The organism is Microbulbifer jejuensis (assembly GCF_047289955.1).
Classification (GTDB): Bacteria; Pseudomonadota; Gammaproteobacteria; order Pseudomonadales; family Cellvibrionaceae; genus Microbulbifer.
This window is the reverse complement of sequence record NZ_JBLBUB010000006.1, coordinates 144,880-164,245: the sequence shown is the minus strand read 5'-3', so window position 1 is coordinate 164,245 and position 19,366 is coordinate 144,880. Positions and strand designations below refer to the sequence as shown.

Annotated in this window: 19 protein-coding genes; 18 read left to right on the top strand and 1 reads right to left on the bottom strand. The window is 58.8% G+C overall.

Going from position 1 to position 19,366, the window contains the following annotated elements; all coding sequences use genetic code 11:
- From gspF to ACL7TT_RS05755, 12 genes are all read left to right on the top strand, one after another.
- On the top strand, positions 1-1,218 hold the full coding sequence (gene gspF / locus ACL7TT_RS05810; RefSeq protein ID WP_413393859.1) for a type II secretion system inner membrane protein GspF: 1,218 nt from the start codon (positions 1-3) through the stop codon (positions 1,216-1,218).
- Positions 1,219-1,257: 39 nt separating this feature from the next.
- Positions 1,258-1,686 carry a type II secretion system major pseudopilin GspG gene (gene gspG / locus ACL7TT_RS05805; RefSeq protein WP_299942885.1) on the top strand — a complete coding sequence of 143 codons (429 nt, stop codon included), beginning with the start codon at positions 1,258-1,260 and terminating at the stop codon, positions 1,684-1,686.
- Between the two features lie 21 nt (positions 1,687-1,707).
- Positions 1,708-2,298, top strand: a complete 591-nt coding sequence (gspH, locus tag ACL7TT_RS05800) for a type II secretion system minor pseudopilin GspH (RefSeq protein WP_413393857.1) — start codon at positions 1,708-1,710, stop codon at positions 2,296-2,298.
- Complete coding sequence (gene gspI, locus ACL7TT_RS05795; RefSeq protein ID WP_413393855.1) at positions 2,288-2,671, top strand: type II secretion system minor pseudopilin GspI; 384 nt, start codon at positions 2,288-2,290, stop codon at positions 2,669-2,671. The genes gspH and gspI overlap by 11 nt, the downstream gene beginning before the upstream one ends.
- A gap of 5 nt (positions 2,672-2,676) precedes the next feature.
- Positions 2,677-3,384, top strand: a complete 708-nt coding sequence (gene gspJ / locus ACL7TT_RS05790; RefSeq protein ID WP_413393853.1) for a type II secretion system minor pseudopilin GspJ — start codon at positions 2,677-2,679, stop codon at positions 3,382-3,384.
- Positions 3,385-3,427: 43 nt separating this feature from the next.
- Complete coding sequence (gene gspK, locus ACL7TT_RS05785) at positions 3,428-4,405, top strand: type II secretion system minor pseudopilin GspK (RefSeq protein WP_413393851.1); 978 nt, start codon at positions 3,428-3,430, stop codon at positions 4,403-4,405.
- 26 nt (positions 4,406-4,431) lie between these two features.
- Positions 4,432-5,766: a type II secretion system protein GspL gene (gene gspL, locus ACL7TT_RS05780; RefSeq protein ID WP_413393849.1), complete on the top strand. Its 1,335-nt coding sequence runs from the start codon at positions 4,432-4,434 to the stop codon at positions 5,764-5,766.
- A gap of 87 nt (positions 5,767-5,853) precedes the next feature.
- Complete coding sequence (gene gspM, locus ACL7TT_RS05775) at positions 5,854-6,339, top strand: type II secretion system protein GspM (protein WP_413393847.1); 486 nt, start codon at positions 5,854-5,856, stop codon at positions 6,337-6,339.
- A 215-nt stretch (positions 6,340-6,554) separates the two neighbouring features.
- The gene (locus ACL7TT_RS05770; RefSeq protein WP_299942872.1) at positions 6,555-6,827 is read left to right on the top strand and encodes an acetyltransferase; all 273 of its coding nucleotides are present in this window, start codon (positions 6,555-6,557) and stop codon (positions 6,825-6,827) included.
- A gap of 109 nt (positions 6,828-6,936) precedes the next feature.
- Positions 6,937-7,140, top strand: a complete 204-nt coding sequence (locus ACL7TT_RS05765) for a DUF2788 domain-containing protein (RefSeq protein WP_299942870.1) — start codon at positions 6,937-6,939, stop codon at positions 7,138-7,140.
- 46 nt (positions 7,141-7,186) lie between these two features.
- A complete protein-coding gene (locus tag ACL7TT_RS05760; RefSeq protein WP_413393844.1) occupies positions 7,187-9,397 on the top strand; it encodes a hybrid sensor histidine kinase/response regulator in 2,211 nt (736 codons plus the stop codon).
- Between the two features lie 449 nt (positions 9,398-9,846).
- Positions 9,847-10,845 (top strand): hydrolase, encoded by a 999-nt coding sequence (locus tag ACL7TT_RS05755; protein ID WP_413393842.1) that lies wholly within the window; start codon positions 9,847-9,849, stop codon positions 10,843-10,845.
- A 122-nt stretch (positions 10,846-10,967) separates the two neighbouring features.
- Here ACL7TT_RS05755 and ACL7TT_RS05750 read toward each other — a convergent pair whose 3' ends face one another.
- Positions 10,968-12,014 (bottom strand): methyltransferase domain-containing protein, encoded by a 1,047-nt coding sequence (locus ACL7TT_RS05750; protein ID WP_413393839.1) that lies wholly within the window; start codon positions 12,012-12,014, stop codon positions 10,968-10,970.
- Positions 12,015-12,244: 230 nt separating this feature from the next.
- Here ACL7TT_RS05750 and ACL7TT_RS05745 point away from each other — a divergent pair, with 230 nt between their 5' ends.
- From ACL7TT_RS05745 to ACL7TT_RS05720, 6 genes are all read left to right on the top strand, one after another.
- Positions 12,245-12,865 (top strand): RNA polymerase factor sigma-70, encoded by a 621-nt coding sequence (locus tag ACL7TT_RS05745; protein WP_299942863.1) that lies wholly within the window; start codon positions 12,245-12,247, stop codon positions 12,863-12,865.
- 5 nt (positions 12,866-12,870) lie between these two features.
- On the top strand, positions 12,871-13,065 hold the full coding sequence (locus ACL7TT_RS05740) for a zf-HC2 domain-containing protein (protein WP_299942925.1): 195 nt from the start codon (positions 12,871-12,873) through the stop codon (positions 13,063-13,065).
- Positions 13,066-13,366: 301 nt separating this feature from the next.
- Positions 13,367-13,777, top strand: a complete 411-nt coding sequence (locus ACL7TT_RS05735; protein WP_413393837.1) for a hypothetical protein — start codon at positions 13,367-13,369, stop codon at positions 13,775-13,777.
- A gap of 76 nt (positions 13,778-13,853) precedes the next feature.
- Positions 13,854-15,185, top strand: a complete 1,332-nt coding sequence (locus tag ACL7TT_RS05730) for a TolC family protein (protein ID WP_413393835.1) — start codon at positions 13,854-13,856, stop codon at positions 15,183-15,185.
- Between the two features lie 14 nt (positions 15,186-15,199).
- Positions 15,200-16,186, top strand: a complete 987-nt coding sequence (locus ACL7TT_RS05725) for an efflux RND transporter periplasmic adaptor subunit (protein ID WP_413393833.1) — start codon at positions 15,200-15,202, stop codon at positions 16,184-16,186.
- 13 nt (positions 16,187-16,199) lie between these two features.
- Positions 16,200-19,349, top strand: coding sequence for an efflux RND transporter permease subunit (locus ACL7TT_RS05720; protein ID WP_413393831.1), 3,150 nt, complete (start codon positions 16,200-16,202; stop codon positions 19,347-19,349).
- The last annotated feature ends 17 nt before the right edge of the window (positions 19,350-19,366 follow it).

Here is a 19,366-nt window from a genome sequence, read left to right as displayed (position 1 = left end):
GTGGCCGCGTTTGAATACACCGCCCTCGCGGCTTCCGGCCGCAAGAGCCGCGGTACCCTGGAAGCGGACAGTGCCCGCGCTGCGCGCCAGCAGTTGCGCGCAAAGGGCATGGTGCCCCTGGAGGTGGCTCCGGCCACTGAGCGGGCTGAAAAGGGAGCCGGCAATTTTTTGTCCGCCAGTCCCGGCCTCAGTATCAAAAATCTGGCCCTGCTGACCCGCCAGATTGCCACCCTGCTGCGCGCGGGAATCCCCTTGGAAGAGACATTGGGGGCCATCGCCAACCAGAGCCGCAACCAGAAGATTCGCCGGGTGGTGTTGGCGGTGCGTGGCAAGGTGCTGGAAGGGCACAGCTTTGCTCAGGCACTGGGCAGCTTTCCCCGGGCTTTTCCCCAACTCTACCGCGCCACGGTGGAGGCCGGCGAGCACTCGGGGCACCTGGATACCGTCCTTGAGCGCCTCGGTGACTATACCGAAGGGCAGCAGCAGTTTCGCCAGAAGGTGCAGTTGGCGCTGATCTACCCGGTGGTGCTGGTATTTATCTGTGTTCTGGTGGTGACCGGTCTGATGGTGTATGTGGTGCCGGACGTGATCGAGGTATTTACCGGGACCGGCCAGGTGCTGCCGCTCGCAACCCGCATCCTGGTCGGCCTGAGCGATTTTATCTCCGCCTGGGGCTGGCTGGTGCCGCCCGCACTGGGGGTGGTCGTCGCCGGGATTATCCTGATGTTGCGCCGCCCGGCAGTGCGATATCGATTTCATCACCGCCTGCTGGAATTGCCCCTGATCGGCTGGATCGTGCGCGGCAGTCAGAGTGCCCGCTATGTGGGCACCCTGGCGATCCTTACCGGCAGCAGTGTGCCTTTGGTACAGGCGATGGGGATTGCCGGCGGCGTGATGAGCAATGATTTTCTCAAGGAGCGTTTGCAGGCCGCACAAAAGTCGGTACGTGAGGGCGGCAGTCTGCGGCGGGCCCTGGAGGATATTGGATATTTTCCGCCAATGATGATCTATATGATTGCCAGCGGAGAGTCATCCGGTACCCTGGACGAGATGCTGCACCGTGCGGCTCAATCCCAGGAACAGGATTTGCAGGGGGCGGTAACCGCTTTTGTGAGCCTGTTCGAACCGATTATGTTACTGGTGATGGCCGCTATCGTACTGTTTATCGTAATGGCCATTATGATGCCGATTTTAAGCATGAATGAACTGGTTATTTAACCACGGGCCACCCTGAACCCAGGTGATGAGGAGAAGAAAATGAAAAGTGTACGTAGAAGCAGCGGTTTTACCCTGATCGAGATCATGGTGGTCATCGTGATCCTCGGCATTCTCGGTGCCCTGGTGGTACCCAATGTGCTCAGCAGAACCGGTGAGGCCCGCATGAAGGCGGCCCGGGTGGACCTGCGCGCAATCGAAACGGCACTGGACATGTACCGCATGGATAATTTCGTATATCCAAGCTCCGACCAGGGGCTGGAGGCGTTGGTTGCCCGCCCGTCCGGCTTTCCGGAAGTCAAGAACTGGACCGAACCCTACCTGAAAAAAGCGCCCAAAGACCCCTGGGGCAATGAATATCAGTACCTCAGTCCCGGCAGTGCCGGTGCCTTTGACCTCTTCAGCCTGGGTTCTGATGGCAAGCCCGGTGGCGAGGGCGAAGCCGCCGACATCTTCGTCGCGGACCTGTAGGCCAAGGTCAGGCAGCGCCGCATGCACAGAAGACACGGTCGAAAAAGACCCGCTCACAGCCGTGGGTTTACCCTGGTGGAGATATTGGTAGTGATTGTCATCATTGCCACACTGGCGGGGATGGCCATTCTCTCCCTGGGGAGTTCCGGCGCGCGGGTCTGGACCGGCGAGGTCCAGCGCCTTTCCGCACTGCTGCAACTGGTCGCGGATCGCGCCTTGATCGACAAGGTCCATTACGGCGTGGTCCTCAAGGCCGAGTCCTACCGCGTGGTGCGTTTTGATCCCGCCACAATGGCCTGGCAGGACCCGGATGCCGCCCTGGCCGGTGCCCGCGCAGCGCGCTTTATGATGCATGAACTCCCCCCCAATGTGCGCCTGGAAGTGATTGCCGAGGCGGAACTCCCCGTAGCGGAGTCGACGGAGTTTGCCGAGGAGGAGAGTGACGAAGCAGTGGACGCGAGGCCCCAATTTGTGGCCCTTTCCAGTGGGGAGGTCCTGCCGGTGGAGCTGGTGGTGTACCTGGTGGAGGACGGCGACTTTGCCCGGGGGGCCACGATTTCCTACAGTAGCCTGTACGGCTTGCAGTTGGAGTGGCAGGCCGATGCATTTTAACCGCAGGCATTGTGCGCCCCAGGGTGGCTTTACCCTGGTTGAAGTGCTGGTTGCACTGGTGATCTTCGGTGTCATCGCCGCCAGCGTGCTGCAGGCGACGCAGCGCAGCGTACGCCAGCAGCGCGTGATGGAAGAGCGGCTCGCCGCCAACTGGGTGGCGCAACAGGTGCTTTCCCAGATGCGCTTACAAACCCCCTGGCCCCCGGTGGGCGAGCAGACAGAAGAGGTCACTTTTGCCCTGCGCGAGTGGGCGGTGGCTGCACGGGTGGAGGACACCAACGAAGAGCGCCTGCGCCATATCATTATCCAGGTGCGCCATCCCGATGCGGAAAACCCGACCCTCACCCTGGATGCCTGGGCGGCAAGGGAGTAGCTGGTATGACGCCCCCCCCTTTATGCAAAGGCCAGTCCGGCTTTACCCTGGTCGAAGTGCTTGTGGTGTTGGTGCTGGTGGCCATTATCAGTGTCGGCTCCTTTGCGCTGCTGGATATTTTTAACAGTACCGACCGGCTGGTTGAGCAGCGTGCGGAAACCCTGCGCCGGTTCTCCATGGCCCTGTATCGCCTTGAGGACGACCTGCGTCAGCTGACCGCGAGACCGGTCAAGGATGCCTATAGCAGCGGTTATGAACCGGCACTGCGTGGGGATGAGGATGAATTCGAGTTTACCCGGCTGGGTGCGGCGAACCTCACCGCGGAGCCACGGGGTGAATTGCAGCGCCTCGCCTACAGCATTGGCTATCTGGAAGCCGATGAACGCAGTTCCTTTACAGAAGAGGAGGACCCGGGTGCCCTGCTGCTGCGCAGCCGCTGGCAGGTTTTGGACAGGGCCCCGGATTCGGAGCCGCTGGTGGAACCCCTGATGATGAGGGTGGAGAGCCTGTCTCTGCGCTATTTCGATCCCGCCAGCGATGCCTGGGTTACCCAGTGGCCGCCGGTGGGTGGCCCGACTCCCCCCACCAGTGCCGATGCCCGCCTGCCAAAGGCCATAGAGTTTGTGTTGCTCACCCGTCAGCATGGTGAAATCCGCAGAATCTTTCCCCTGCCCACGGTCAGTGCCGATGCCCCACCGGCTAATTCCCCGTGAAGTGGTCCAGGGGGCGGCGGTAGTGAAAAAAGGAGTTAACGCAATGCATGCTTTCGGCCACCAGCGGGGTGTTGCCCTGATCACGGTGCTGCTGGTGATGGTGATCGCCATTGCTGCGGTCACCCATGCCATCATCCGCGACCAGATTGCCATCACCCGCAGTGGAGCGTTGCTTGCCAACACCCAACTGGCGGAGTTTGTCGGGGGCGCCGAGGCCTGGGCCAGAGTCGCTCTGGAAAAGGACTTCGAAGAGGATAAAGCGGCGGCGGATTCCGCCGACCATGCGCTGGAGGCCTGGGCCGCACCGGCCCTGCAGTTCAATCCCGATTATGGGAAAATCCGCATCAATATCAAAGACTTGAATTCATGTTTCAATGTCAATACTCTGCAAGACAGCAGTGACCCCGATCTGTTTGTTATCTTCCAGCGGCTGGTGCGCGATGTCACCGGCAAGTTGGATTTGGCCGGGGCCATCGCCGACTGGATTGACACTGGGGACACGCCCCGTTCCACGGCCACCGAGGATGATGGCTACCTCGGACGGGAAATGGCCCACCGCACCCCGGACACGCAAATCAGTGAGATATCCGAGCTGTCTTCGGTGCAGGGGATGGAAGCGGAGGACTGGCAGAAACTGGCCCCCTTCCTCTGCGCACTGCCGGAAAGTGACACCAAGATCAATATCAACCTGGCCACCCGGGAATTGATTGAAGCGGTAGACCCAGCGGTGGATATGGCCAAGCTGGAACAGTTGCGTGAATCCGACGGCATACTGCACGATTCCGGAGATCTGGCTGATCTCAATATCAGCAAAACGACCTATTTTGCCTTTCACAGCCAGTACTTTATCGCCCGTATTGCTGTCCAACTGGGAGATACCGGCGATTACCGTCAGTATTGGGAGACGGCCCTGTGGCTGGATGACTCCGATGGAAAGGCCAAAGTGCTCCAGCGCCAGCGCCGGACTTTTTCCTTAGCAATGATGCAGGAGCTTCTCGACGGCGACGACACCCGAGAGTGAAGAGAGTGGATAGCCCATAAAATCGTATGTTTACAAAGAAAAGCCTGAATGAAATCGGCATGCCTGCCACCCCGCCAGCACCCTCCCTAGTCTTGCTACGGCTTACCGAGGGCGCGAATAACAGCCTGAAACTGTTCCAATGGAAAGACGCTTCCTGGGAGCAGGTGGCGCTTGATGATGCCTTTCTTTCAGCGTTCAACCCCGGATATGAGGCCACAGACACCCCGGAAACGATGGCACCGCCGAGTTTTCCCGAGGGTACCAGGGCGCTACTGCTGTTGCCTGGAAATTGGGTCTGGAGTGGTGTTGAGACGATACCCAAAGCCGCGCGGCGCCAGGCCAATGCGATCGGCTATATGGTGGAGGAGTGCCTGGCCGAGGACGTCGAGAATCTGCACTTTACCTGTGCCCCCAGGGAGGGCGACCAGTGCAGTATCACTGCGGTTGCCAGAAACAAAATAGCTGCGTTGCACACGCAGGTGGAGCGACTGAAATGGCCTCTGGTGGCGGCCGTGGCGGAATATCAGGTGCTGGATCTGCTCGGAGATGACCTGGTCCTATGGCTCGAGCATGAACAGGCCCATCTCTGGCAGCACAGCGGCCAGGGGCTGACGTTCCGTCGCGAATACCTGCAACCACTGCTCGGCTCGATTCTGGACGACAGTGCCCCGGAGCACACGCAGGGGGAGACCACCGGGGAGCCGGGGGAGAAAAGCCTGGTGCTGCTGGGCGCGGGGGAGGGCGACGGCCTTATTGTGGCCGAGCTGGAATCGCTCTTCGGTGACCGTTTACAGTGCAACCAAACAGCGCCGGAAACGGTTTTTCTGCAGCGTTTTATGCCTGGCAAACTCGGCAATCTTCTGAGCGGGGATTACCAACTGTCGGGCGGTGATGCGGAGCGCGTCTGGTGGCTGAAACCGGCCAAGGTGGCCGCTTTCTGCTTTGCTGCCCAACTGCTCTTCTTTGTGGGTGCCGGGGCCTACTATCAGTGGCAGGCCGAGCAGGCGGAAAGCCAAGCCCGTGCCCTGTTTGCGGAATTGTTCCCCAATACGCGCCCTTCGGCGCAGTTGCGCCGACAACTCGAGGGCCTGCTCAAGAATGCCGGCAGCCAGGGTGGTGCCTTTTCCACACAGATGCAGCAACTGAGTGGGGTGTGGACCGAGCACAGGGGTAAAGAACTTAAGATACAGTCTCTGCGTTTTGACGGACAGCGCGGTGAGATGGTACTGCAACTGCAGGCGTCCACCCTGTCGGATCTGGATGCCTTTGTCAGCAGTTTGTCCGGCAACGGCCTGCGCGCCGATTTGCTCGGGGCCAATGAACTGAAAGACGGGGTATCCGGTCGCGTGCGTTTGCGTTGATCTTTAATGTATCCGGCAAATGTTGGCTGCCGGGTGGGTAAGCGGGCAACTTGCCCAAATGCAGAAAATATTTGATAGTAGTGCAAAATGAAAGAACAGATCGAACAGTGGCGGCAGAAATGGCGGGAATTGTCCCCCAGTGACCAGCGCGCTTTAAGCATTCTCGGCTTTGTTGCCGGTGGATTGTTTATCGTCTACGGCCTGTTCGTGCCGGCCAAGACTTTCTTCGATGAGGCCCACGCCCGCGCGCAGGAATCCCGCGAGCTGGTCCACTGGATGCAATCCCAGCGCCCGGTACTGGGGCGCATCACGCCTGCCAACGCCGGCGCCAAGGCATCCGGCACCCTGCTGCAACGGGTGACAGGCGCCGCCAAACAGCACCAGGTCGCCATCAAGCGTTTCGAACCGGAAGGAGACAACCGCATCCGCCTGTGGATCGAGGAGGTCCGCTACCAGGACCTACAGCCCTGGCTGAATCAGCTGATACAGGCGCAGCTCGCCGTGCGCACCATCAACCTGGACGCCCTTCCCGAGCAGGGCATGGTCTCTGCGCGCCTGACTATCGAAGGCTGATCGCGGCCTTTTTAGCACCACCCGCTGCCCCTCGGGGGCGGGCTCCCACACGCCTCCGTTCCTATACATCGTTTTTTTTACCAGAGAGTCACGCGCTGGTTTCTACAGGAAGGCGCGATGGACAGCGCCCTTACGCCAGAGGATACCGGCACATTTATCCGAAATTGTCACCCGAAACCCTATACTGAAATCAGAAAGTGGAAAAAGGTGCCACTATGCTGTTCAAAGATGTAACCACCAGGCATTTGGTAGAGGTGGCCGATGTTGTAACGCTTTCAAACCCCTATGAACTGACGGTGGTTGGCCGCTACCTCTGGGGTGAGGAGGTGCAGGACCCTGAGGTATTCGACAAGACAGAGCTGTGCTTTCTGTCCGGTGAACCCCTGCCCAGGTGTTGGCACGACAGCCGCTACCGAGAGAAGGAAGTTCGCCGCCTGCGCTGCGGTACAGAGGCCCAGGAGGAGGGCGACTGCCATCGCGAGATGTGAATTGTTGGTCATAGGTAGTGACTGCGTTGGTCAACTGTATTTTGAAAAGCCTTACCAGTTGTTTTCAAGCACTGTACAATGCGCGCCACTTTTTTAAGCGGATATCCCCATGACATTTGAGCAGTTCGAACACTATGCTCTCTGGTTGGGGATAGGTGCGCTCATCCTGTTTATGACGTTTATCGTCTGGAGCCTGGCCAAGGACTCCAAGGCGGGCAGGTTTGGGACCTTTATTCTGTTTTTGGCGCTGGGCCTTGGACTGCTCGGATTTATTATAAAAACGGTACTGGTCGAAGTACTCGGAATAGGTTAAGTGACTGCTATGCCACGGTATACACAGCGTCCCGGGGAAGGTTGCAATGCCTTTAATTGATCGCCCTGAACTCAAGGTGCAAAAAGACCGGCGTCTCTGCCGGGCCACCGACGTGCGTATTGCCAAGTACAGCCGGCGGGGCATCATCCTGACACTGTGCGCTTTTGTGATCGCTGCCATGATCGGCGATATGCGCCTGGAGCACCCCCAGTTGCTGTTGTTCCTTGGAATTGTCCTGGTGGTGTTGACGGCAGTGCGGGGTTGGTTTGTATTCGGTTTCGACCGCTTATACAGTGCCGGGCCGAGTCGCTGGCGCAACCGCTACTTCGTTCTCACCATTCTTGCGACCTGCTGGTGGGGACTGATACTGGTTTGCTATGTGTACCTGATGGGGTTTGCGCCTGAAACACACTTTCTTTGGCTTTACACCGTTATCCTCTTCTCCAGTGTGTTCCCGGTCTTCGCTCCCTACCACCGTGTCTTCACCTGGGTTATCGCAGGCGCCCTGTTGCCCGCCTCAGTAGTGGCGCTTATTTCTGGATTATTCCTCGGCACCATTTACGGCGCCCTCACACTCACCTTTATCTGGCTTTCCGCACACCAGGCGCGCGGCCAATCGAAATACTATTGGGAGGGGCTGTCCGCCATGCAGGAGCTGCAGCAGCGTGCCAGCAAACTCGCCGTGGCACGCACGCACTCCGAGGCGGCGGTGGAGCTGACCAACGAGTTTATCGCCAATATCGGCCAGGAGTTTCGCAGCCAGTTATCGGAAGCCCTGGGGGCGTTGGCACTGCTGGAGGCGGAACCCTTGAACGAACGCCAGCGGGAGTGGGTGAAACTGGCCAAGAGCGCCGGCACCCAGCAGCTCAAGCTGGTGGACAATGTGGGTTTGTTCACGCGTGTGGCGCGCAAGCATATCCGCCTGCGCGAGGGGCCGTTTAATCTGGTCAAAACCCTTGAGAAGTCCTTCAAGTTTGCCGCCCGCGCCGCCCACGGCCACAATCTGGAGTTCAACTTCCAGATCGATGACAATCTGCCAGTGGTGGTGACCGGGGATAACCGCAAAACCGCCCAGTTGATCCGCAACCTGGTGGATTCCGCTACCGGTATCGCCCAGCGTGGCGAACTCTGGGGTGAAGTGAGTTTCACCCCGGTCACCGCGACTGAAGGGCAATTGAACATTTCCCTGATGGACGATGGGCAGGGTGAGATTCTCCCCGACGAGAGCGAACTGTTCGGTGCATTTTCCCGTGTGGACACCACCCAGGTGACCACCGGCCTGGGCCTGTCGATTGCCAAAGGCCTGGCCGAGGCCATGGGCGGCTGTCTGCAGCTAAATTCTACCCCGGATGGCAACCGCTATCAGGTGGTGATCAAATTCATCGTGGAGCCAAACCAGCGGACTTACCTCACGCCGGACCGGCGTTTGCAGGATGGTGAAGCGTTGCTGCTTCACCAGAAAGGGCTCTTTATCATTGGTCTGGCACAGATACTCCGCTCCTTCGGCATGGAAGTAGAATCCTGGCGCTGGTGTTCCGGCTGCGAAAATGATTTATACCAGCTGTTGGATCAGGCTATTGAGCGCAACCGGCTGGTCGTTTTGGCGCCTGCCATGGGAGACACTCACCTGTTGGATTCACTGACCCGTTTCTTCACAAAGGCCCAATCGGAGGGAAAGGCATGCCCTTTGGTTTGCCTGATGGGCTTTGGCCAGAAGGCGGCGTTTGCCCGCCTGCAAGCGGTGCTGCCGCCTGCCCAGAGCCTGGGTCGCCCGGCCACCCACAAGGAGCTACACGACGCCGTGGTAGCGGGTCTGTTCGGTGGTGCAAAAAGGACCCGCCACCGCGTATTAGCCGGTGGTGCCGATCAACCGCGCCAGTTTTCCCTGCTGCTGGTGGAGGAGTCTCGCCCACACCAGTGGGTAACAGAAGACATGCTGCAGGTGCTGGGCTATGAAGTGGATGTCGCCGCCAATGTCGAAGAGGCGCTGATACGCCTCTCCGATGGCCGCTACGACCTGGTATTGGTGGACTGTCAGCAGAATACGGACCACAGTGCGGAGATCATCGAGGTGCTCCGGCGCTGGGAGTCTGAACACAGGCCGGGTGATCGCCTGCCCATCGTCGCGCTTACCAGTACCACGGAAGAGCAGTTTGAAGGCCGTTGCCTGCTGGCTGGAATGGATGATTACCTGACCAAACCCCTCAACAAGGACCTGCTGCGGGAAACGCTGGCGCGCTGGCTCGGCAGTGCCTAGGGCCTGGGCTTACCGGCCTGCCGGGAGCGATTGACGCTGGCCCAAATGCAAGCGGGCTGCCGGATTTGGAGAGGATCTTAGCCGCGCCGGCCATAGGCTCGTACAGAACCTTGAAAACCACACGGTCCCTGCAGTTGCGTCAGAATCGGGAATCGGGAATCGGCGTCACTGTACCTGGTGCCCGCTGTGATAGTGGCCGGGTATATCAATCCGGCTGCAGGTTACTCTGCGGCAGCCGGGGGGCGTGGGTTATATACTGAATGGGTTCGTATATGGTTTGGGGGGACAATCGGAGTGCCCGTATAGATGCGAAATCTGTTCTGCTTGGTCAGTCTGCGTTATGGGTCGGTGTTTCAATCCGCATCTGTGCGACAGGTTTCTGGATTCGCCACTGCTGGCGTTACCTGAAGGGCATGCGGGGGACCCACAGTGTCAGCTGGGCCGAATAAATGATGGAGAAGTTCTCACCTGCCACTGGCCTCGGCAATTGTCATGTGCAAACGGTTTTTGGCCGCTTCCACCGTCCCTCCCCCTGGATAGGCACTGACTGTCGATGGTATGAAACCCCCGACGGCGATTGCCTTGCACTGCATGCCCCCCGCCCTCTGGAAGATAACCCCGCCTCCCCATTGGTATTGGTGCTGCACGGATTGGAAGGGTCTGTTAGGTCGTCCTATGTCCAGGGGTTGATGGCATCTCTGCTGAAACGTCAGTTCCAGGTCGCGGTGATGCATTTCCGAGGCTGTGGTGGAATTCCCAACCGTTTGCCCCGGGCTTACCACAGCGGAGACAGCGAAGACCCGCGCTGGTTGGTTGGCCAATTGCAAAAAGCGTTTCCCTCGACGCCCATTATGGTTGTCGGCTATTCCCTCGGGGGCAATGTATTGCTCAAGATGCTGGGGGAGGATGGAGCCTGCAGCACAATTGTAGCTGCGGTTGCGGTGTCTTCGCCGATGGACCTGCATGCCTGCAGTCGCCGTATCAATACCGGGTTGTCGAAATTGTACCAGCGCCATCTGCTGGGCTGTCTGCGCATGACACTCAGGCAGAAGGCGGCGGACCCAGGTATGGCAGCGGTCCTGCCGAATGTGAATGACGGGGGCAGTTTCGTCAATTTCCGCTGTTTTGATCATGCGTTTACCGCACCCCTGCACGGGTTCCGCAATGTGGATGACTACTATACCCAGGCCTCCAGCAAGCCCCTGTTAAAAGATATTCGCGTACCGACACTGATCATCAACGCAATTGATGATCCCTTTGTCTGTCCCTCGGCCATTCCCACCGGGCAGGAGGTCAGTTCGGCAGTGCAGCTTGAGGTGTCGCAGCAGGGGGGGCATGTGGGTTTTGTCAGTGGTAGTCTTTGGTACCCAACCTATTGGCTTGAGGAGACGATCCCCCGCTTTCTCTGTTCGGTGATCGAGGGGGATCACTTTTTAAGATTGGGTTGATGGCTGCAGGATGTCCCCCGGCAAAGCTTCTGATCGGCGGCTTAATCAAAAAAGCCGCCGATCCGTGCCAATCCTGATTTTCGCAGATGGTTGTAGCTTCGCGGAGTATGCCTGGCAGCGCCTCAGCAGCATTGGCCCCCTGACTCGGAATCCTGATTTCCTCCGTTGCCAAATGGTATTTCGCGGCCGCACCCAGGGAAGAGCCCAAAGTGTTGGGAAAAGTCGCCGATAAAGTCAAAGTGCGGGGCCAGTCGCGTTCCGGCCAGCATTCTCCAGGTATTGCCGCACACGGGAAAAACCCGGCCTTTCTCGATGGTATGGTGCCCGTCGAGGGTGAATTTGTCCGGGCTGCCGGCGATAGTGCCCTTGTAGACCACCGCCTGGCCGTAGTCCTCGCAGTCCTTCTCAAGCTGTTCGAGCTTAAACAGGCGGTAGGTGGCGGAATAAAAACCCACAGAGCCGCAGCGCTCGGAGAGGGTAGGGTTGGTGACCTCCAGTGGGCGGCTCTCCACCAGTCGGCTATCTCGGAAGCCGCTGTCCTGCGCCAGGGCCAGGAAGTCATTCCAATAGAGGGCGCCGCCCAGGCACTCACCAAAAAGTTCCGGGTCCGAGCGCAGGGTGCTTGGTACCCGCCGGTCTGCATAGACGTCGGAGAAATAAAATTCGCCCCCTTCCTTCAGCAACCGGTGCAAACCGCGCAGCACAGCGCCTTTGTCGGTAGACAGGTTCACGACGCAATTGGATACGATGACGTCGAAACTGCCGGGGGACAAGTCGAGATCCGCCAGCTGTTCGATGTAGCCGTGCAGGAAAGTGACGTTGCTGTAACCGAATGTCTCGGCGTGGTGCGCACAATAGCGCTGGGCTACGTCCAGTTGTTCATCGGTCATGTCTACGCCAACCACTTCCCCGGAAGCGCCCACCAATTGCGACAGCAGGTAGACATCGCGGCCGGAACCACAGCCGAGATCCAGCACCCGGCAGCCCTCCAGCAATGGTGGGCACACGAGCCCACAACCGTAGTAGCGCGACAGAACCTCCGGGTGGATGTTTGCCAGCAATGGCTTGAGCCAAGCGGGTACGGCACTGGCATCGCAGCAGGCATCGGTTTTCAGGTCCGAGGTGCCTTTTAGTTGGCGTCCGTAGTATTCCTGTACAATTTCGTGCATTGATCATACCTCTGTCGGGGTGATTTTTATGGGACAACAGTGCGCCCCGGTGCGTGTCTTTTTGCCCTTGCCTGGCGTCTGTAACAAGCGCAGTGTTTTCACGACTAAGTAATTGTGCCTGGCAAAAAGGGAAAATTGCCTTTTGATGCCAGTTGAGGCTGTTTATTAGATAATTCTGGTTTTTTGGTTACTATCCTCAGTTTCTGCATTGAGATTATGAGGGAACGTAATTGAGCGATCACCTTACCCCTGACGCCTCTCCTGGATCAAGTGCGCAAGCATCTCTGCAAAATTCACAGTTTCTTGTGGATTTACGCCAGCAGATGCTGCGATTTGCCCGCTTGCAACTGCAAGACGCCCAACTTTCGGAAGACGCCGTGCAGGAGGCTTTGATGGGGGCCTTGAAGAACTCCCGTAGCTTTAGCGGCTGTTCGGCACTGAAGACCTGGGTATTTGCAATCCTTAAGAACAAGATTGCGGATATCTTGCGGCAGCGCCGGCGCTTTGTCGATGCAGACCAGCTCGTGCGAAAGGATAGGGAGGCGCACAATCACGATGAGCTGTTTGATCAGAGCGACCACTGGCAAAAGAGTGAGCGCCCGAAGAAGTGGGTCGATCCCGAGTCGGCAATTTATGACAAGCATTTCTGGAGGATCTTTGAAGCCTGTCTCAGCCATCTTCCCGCACGCCAGGCGCAGCTTTTTATGATGCGGGAGTTCATAGAACTGGAGAGTCACGAAATCTGTGCCTCGGCAGAAATTTCTGTGAGCAACCTGAATGTGACACTCCATCGCGCACGATTGCGTTTGCGCGAATGTCTTGAAGATAACTGGTTTGGCGTGGAGGGTTGAGTTTGATGAAATCGTGTCGGGAAGCCACACGGCTGATGTCCGAATCCCAGGAGCGCAGCCTGAATGTGCGTGAGCAGGCCAGGCTCAGGTTTCATCTGGCGATGTGCACGCCATGCCGGAACTTTGGCAAACAGCTGAAAATACTGCGCCGAATCAGTAAATCCTATGTGGAAGGCGGGCCTGAGGACACCAAAAAGTAGTCTGCCCGCTCAGGGGCATGATCAGAAAATTGGTAGCGCTACCGACAGCAGCGGCCTCTGCCCTGCGGCGGTTACTGGTCTTTGAATCACCGTGAGCGCGAAGCTCTAAAAGAGGAGCCAAACGGTAGTTAATTGATTCGTGAAAGGTGGCGGCAAAGGACCGGGAGGCGGATAAGGCTGTGGGATTGATGATGACTGGCCCGGCATTTACCTGTTGAGCCCATTGGCTGATGGTGGATCTGTTTGAGCTGACCGGACTTGTTTGCTAGAGTCCAGCGTAAGAGTCTTATGATCTGCTGCTATGTGCGTTGTCCGATGGTCATTTTTGCTGGTTGCGCTTCTGGTTCTGCAGACGGCGGGTGCTTTCTATGACAGTCACGAAGCCTTGCAGGCTGTTTCCGGTCATTTTTCCCTGCACCATCTGGACCCGGTGGATGGGCCTGGTGAGTCCCCGGCGGATCAACCGGGCAGTGCCTACACCCATGCCGAATTAGAGGGCATGTCTGCCGCCGGCGAGCCCGATCTCTCAGCGCCTCTTCTGGATTTCTGTAATCATTGTTGCCACTGCCACGGAAGCTCTTTTACCGGGCTGCTGGGGCAACCCTTTCTACCAATACGCCGGGGCGGCATTATTTATCGCGAGTTAGCACGCGTCGCTGTACCTAGTGGTTACTTTGCACCCCTTCTGCGCCCACCTATAACCCAAGTCTGATTGTTGTATTGCTGCGCGGGAACAGAGCGTCGAAAGGCCCGCTCGCGCCAACCGGGATGTGACTTGGGAGATATTCATGGATTTTTTCCACAGGCTCTTTGCGGGCGTGACCTGCCGCCGGGCCGCCTGGCCGCTCGTGGTGGCCATTTTGTACTTGCCTGCGGAGGCTGTGGTTGCGCAGAAGGGGGAATTGCTGACACTGCCGGATGCCATCGCGCGGACGCTGGCGCAAAACCCACAACTCGCGGTATTCCCGTTACAGAGAAAGAAACTGGCTGGTGCCGCGCGAACGGCGGCCTTGCGCCCTGCCTTCGACTTCAGGTTTGAGACAGAACGCAAGCATTTCGGCGGTGATGAACCGGATGAGGCGCCCGATCCTGAGGACGCCGCCGCAAATGAGCTGGAGCTGGTGGTGGCGTTGTCTTCAGTGATTGAGCTGGGCGGCAAGCGCCAGATGCGAGTCGATGTGGTCAGCGCCCAACTCGATGTGCTGATTGCCGAAGAACAGGCCAGGGCACTGGATTTGCTCGGCGAAGTGATCCGCCGCTACACGCAGGTGCTCGCTGCCGAGGAGTTGGTAGTGCTCGCCAAAGAGAAGGTCTCGTTGGCACGGGAAACACTGAAAATGGTCAGTGAGCGGGTGATTGCCGCGGCCAGTCCTGTTTCAGAGCGAATGCGCGCAGAATCCACACTGGCCAAAGCGGTTCTGGCCGAGCAGTCCGAGCAGAGCATGCTGGTCTATCGCAAGTACGCGCTGTCTGCACTTTGGGGGCAACCGGAGCAGGCATTCGATGTGGATGCCCGTGCGCTATACCGCTTTGCACCCGGTGCCAGCTTTGAGGAACTCTATGCCCGTGCACAGGAAAACCCGGCAATTGCCCGCTTCGCTTCCGAAGAGCGCCTGCGGGCCTCGCAACTGCGCCTGGTCCAGGCCAACTCCAGCCCGGATCTGGGCTGGTACGCCGGCGTTCTGGTCAACAGGGCGGTGGATGAGACAACCGCATTGGCGGGTTTTAATCTGCCCCTGTTTACCGCCAAACGCAACCGGGGCGCCCTGATCAGTGCCACGGCGGAACTGGAAGCTGTGGCACTGCGCCGAAAAGCCGCGCTATTGCAACTCTACCCGCAACTTTACCTCGCCGTTTCCAACCGCAAGCAGGCCCTCGACACAGTATTCACGCTGCAGGATTCCGTTATCCCGAACCTTCGCCAGGCACTCGGGGAGGTGGAGCGGTCATATCGCCACGGGCGGGATTCCTATTTGGATCTGATTGCCGCACGGGAAGCGTTAATCGGTGCGGAGCGCGCCCGAATTGAGGCGGCGCGATCCGTGCTGCTGTTCGGTGCCGAGATTGAACAACTGACCGCCGGGCCACTCGGGCCTCTGGGCTTGGAAAGCCGTCAATAATTTTGGATTGAGTAATGAGCAGAGCAAAGAAAATCATTCAGCGGGTGCTATTGATACTCCCGCTCCTCTTTCCGGGGCTCTCGGTCGCGGGCCAGACCCATACCACTGAAACAGAGCAAAACCGTCATGACAACTACCCTGGCGAACAGGTGTCCCACGGCGGCGAGCGGGCTCACCGGGAGCATAAATTCCGTGAAAGCCGTATACAGATCCCGGATAAAACCGCGCACAAAGCAGGTATCAGGACGGCCGTAGCAGGCCCCGGCACCATTGGGGAAAGTGTCACCCTGTACGGTAAAACCGCGATTGACCACCGCAGTATCAGCCATGTGCGCGCCCGCTATCCCGGTACGCTTGTGGCCATCGAGAAAGGACTTGGGGATCTGGTGGAAAAAGGACAAAAGCTCGCGGCCATTGAATCCAATGACAGCCTGCAGGTCTATCCCCTGGTGGCGCCAATCCGCGGACAGGTTATCGACAAACAGGCCAGCCTCGGGGAGTTCAGTGGGGAGCGGGTGCTGTTTACCATTGCCAACTACAGCCGGCTGTGGGCGGAACTGAGGGTATTCCCCGGGCGCCGAGACAAGATCAGCCGCGGGCAGAGGGTGTCCATCAGCGCAGGGGAGCGCACTTTTGATTCCACCATTACCAGTCTCGCCCCCGGGGGCAACGGCCAGCCTTTTGCCATAGCCCGCGCGCTGATTGAAAATCCGGACAATCTGTGGACCACGGATCTGATGGTGCAGGGCCAGGTGGTGACCAGTGAAAACCGGGTTCCCCTGGTGGTGGAGAACCGCGCGCTGCAACCACTGCGCGAAACTACGGTGGTGTTTGTCAAAGTCGGGCAAACCTATGAGGCCCGCCCACTGGCACTGGGCCGCAGCGATGGCACTGTGACGGAAGTGCTCAGCGGCCTCACTGTGGGCGAGCGCTATGTCACAGAAAACAGCTATTTGATCAAAGCGGACTTTGAAAAATCCGGTGCTGCGCACAGCCATTGAGTGAGGCCATGAGATGATTGAGAGCATCCTGCGCTTCTCTATTGAGCGGCGCTACTTCGTGTTGTCCCTGGTTTTTGTACTGGTGGGCCTGGGGCTTTGGAGTTATCAGAAACTGCCGATTGATGCGGTCCCAGATATCACCAATGTCCAGGTACAGATCAATACCGAGGCACTGGGCTACTCCCCTTTGGAAGTGGAACAGCGGATTACCTACCCGGTGGAAACCGCACTGTCCGGACTGCCAAACCTGGCCTATACCCGCTCCCTGTCGCGCTACGGCCTGTCACAGGTGACGGTGATTTTTCAAGAGGGCACCGATCTTTACTTTGCCCGCAACCTGATCGACAGCCGCCTTGGCGCGATTGAGGGTGCGCTCCCCCCGGGTCTCGCGCCGAAGATGGGGCCTATTGCCACCGGGTTGGGGGAAATCTTCACTTACACGGTGGAAGCCCTGCCCGGTGCCACCCAGCCAAACGGGCAGCCCTACGACACTACGGCATTGCGGGAAATCCAGGACTGGATCATCAAACCGCAGCTTTCACTGGTGCCCGGTGTCACTGAATTGAATACCATCGGCGGCTATAACAAGCAGTACCATGTCACACCCGATCCGCGCAAGCTGCTCAATTTTGCCGTGTCCATGCAGGACATTGCCGCAGCGCTTGAGCGCAACAACGAGAATCGCGGTGCCGGCTATCTGGAAAATAACGGCCGCCAGTTACTGGTCCGCTCTCCCGGGCAGTTGGCCACTATTGCGGATATCGAGGATGTGGTGATTACCAGTCGCGCCGGGGTACCGGTCAAAATTTCCGACGTGGCGGAGGTGGCGATTGGGAAGGAGCTGCGCACCGGCGCCGCCACCCGCGATGGGCGCGAGACCGTGCTGGGTACGGCCATGATGCTGGTGGGGGCAAACTCCCGCGAGGTCGCGCACAATGTGGCACAAGCCCTCGAGCGGGTGCAATCCACCGTGCCTGAGGGTATCAGGGTTGAGGCGGTCTATGATCGTACCACTCTGGTGGACAAAGCCATTTCCACGGTGCGCAAGAACCTCGTTGAAGGGGCGCTTCTGGTGATTGGGGTTCTGCTTCTGTTATTGGGTAATATCCGCGCCGCCGTTATTACCGCAGCGGTCATTCCCCTGTCCATGCTCGCCACCATTACCGGCATGGTACAGGTGGGGGTGTCCGCCAACCTGATGAGTCTGGGAGCGCTGGATTTTGGCCTGATTGTCGATGGTGCGGTGATTATTGTGGAAAATGCCATTCGCCGCCTGGCGGAGGCCCAGCACCGCAATGGCGGCAAGCTGCCGCTCAAGGAGCGCCTGGAGCTGGTATTTCTGGCCACCAACGAAGTGATTCGCCCGAGTCTGTTCGGTGTGCTGATTATCACCGTGGTTTACATACCGCTGTTCAGCCTCACCGGGGTGGAAGGCAAGATGTTCCACCCCATGGCGGCCACGGTGGTGATGGCCCTGCTCGCCGCACTGGTGCTCTCCTTGACGGTGGTGCCCGCCGCAGTGGCGGTGTTTTTGACCGGCAGGATCAGTGCGCGGGAAAACCGGGTGATTGTGGCCGCCAAATCCCTCTACAGGCCGCTGTTGCTGGCCGCCTTGAAGGTGCGCTGGTGGGTGCTCGGTGGGGCAGTGACACTGGTGCTGTATTGCGGCTGGCTGGCAACCACCCTGGGGTCTGAATTTATTCCGCAGCTCAATGAGGGCGACATTGCCCTGCACGCCCTGCGTATCCCCGGCACCGGACTGGCGCAGTCGGTGGAAATGCAGCGCTTGCTGGAGGCGCGCATCGGGGCGTTTCCCCAGGTGGACAAGGTCTTTGCAAAAATCGGTACGCCGGAGGTGGCAACCGACCCGATGCCGCCGAATGTGGCCGATAATTTTGTCATTCTGAAACCGCGGGACCAGTGGCCCAACCCGAAACTGCCCCAGAAAGCACTGGTGGCGGATATCGAACAGGCCGTGCGGCAGTTGCCGGGTAACAACTACGAATTTACCCAGCCAATCCAGATGCGCTTTAATGAGTTGATTTCCGGAGTGCGCGCAGACTTGGGGATCAAAGTGTTTGGCGATGACCTGGAACAACTGGAGGCGTCTTCCAATGCAATACTGCGGGTATTGAACGGAATTGATGGGGTGGCGGATGCCCGCATGGAACAGGTGGAAGGGTTGCCGGTACTGTCGGTGGTGCCCGAGCGGCTGGCGCTGGCACGCTACGGCATCGACCTGCGAACCCTGCAGGATCTGGTGGCTACTGCCATCGGCGGCGAGCAGGCCGGTCTGATTTACGAAGGCGATCGCCGTTTCCCCCTGGTGGTGCGCCTGCCGGAGAACCTGCGCCGCGACTATGAAAAGCTGGGAGATCTCCCTGTACCCCTGCCCCCCGACAGCCCACTGGGCACCTATGTGCCCCTGTCTGAAGTGGCCAGGCTGGAGATGGCCCCGGCCCCCAACCAGATCAGCCGGGAAAATGGCAAGCGCCGGGTCGTGGTCACCGCCAATGTGCGCAACCGGGACCTCGGTTCTTTTGTGCAGGAAGCGCGCGCGCGGATCGAGCGCGACGTGCCTCTGCCACCCGGCTACTGGCTGGTATACGGTGGTACTTTTGAGCAATTGGAATCCGCTAGCCAGCGCCTCTCGGTCGTTGTACCTTTGACGCTAATGGTGATTCTCGGTCTGCTGGTGATGGCTTTTGGCACACTCAGGGATGCGCTGATTATTTTCACTGGCGTGCCTCTGGCACTTACCGGGGGTGTGCTGGCCCTGTGGTTGCGGGGAATGCCGCTGTCTATCTCTGCAGGGGTGGGCTTTATTGCCCTCTCCGGCGTAGCGGTGCTGAATGGCCTGGTTATGCTGTCCTTTATCCGCCAGCTGCGCCGGGCGGGTGGGGCACTGCATTCTGCCATTGTTGATGGCGCATTGATCCGCCTGCGTCCGGTACTCATGACCGCATTGGTGGCGAGCCTCGGCTTTGTCCCCATGGCGCTCAATACCGGCACTGGCGCCGAGGTGCAGCGACCGCTGGCGACGGTGGTGATCGGCGGAATTATCTCCTCGACACTGCTGACACTGTTTGTTTTGCCGCTGCTGTACCAAATTGTCCACTCCGACAGGGCGGCCAAACGGGAAGGCATACCCGCTGCGGGCTAAATTCTTTTATGATTCAC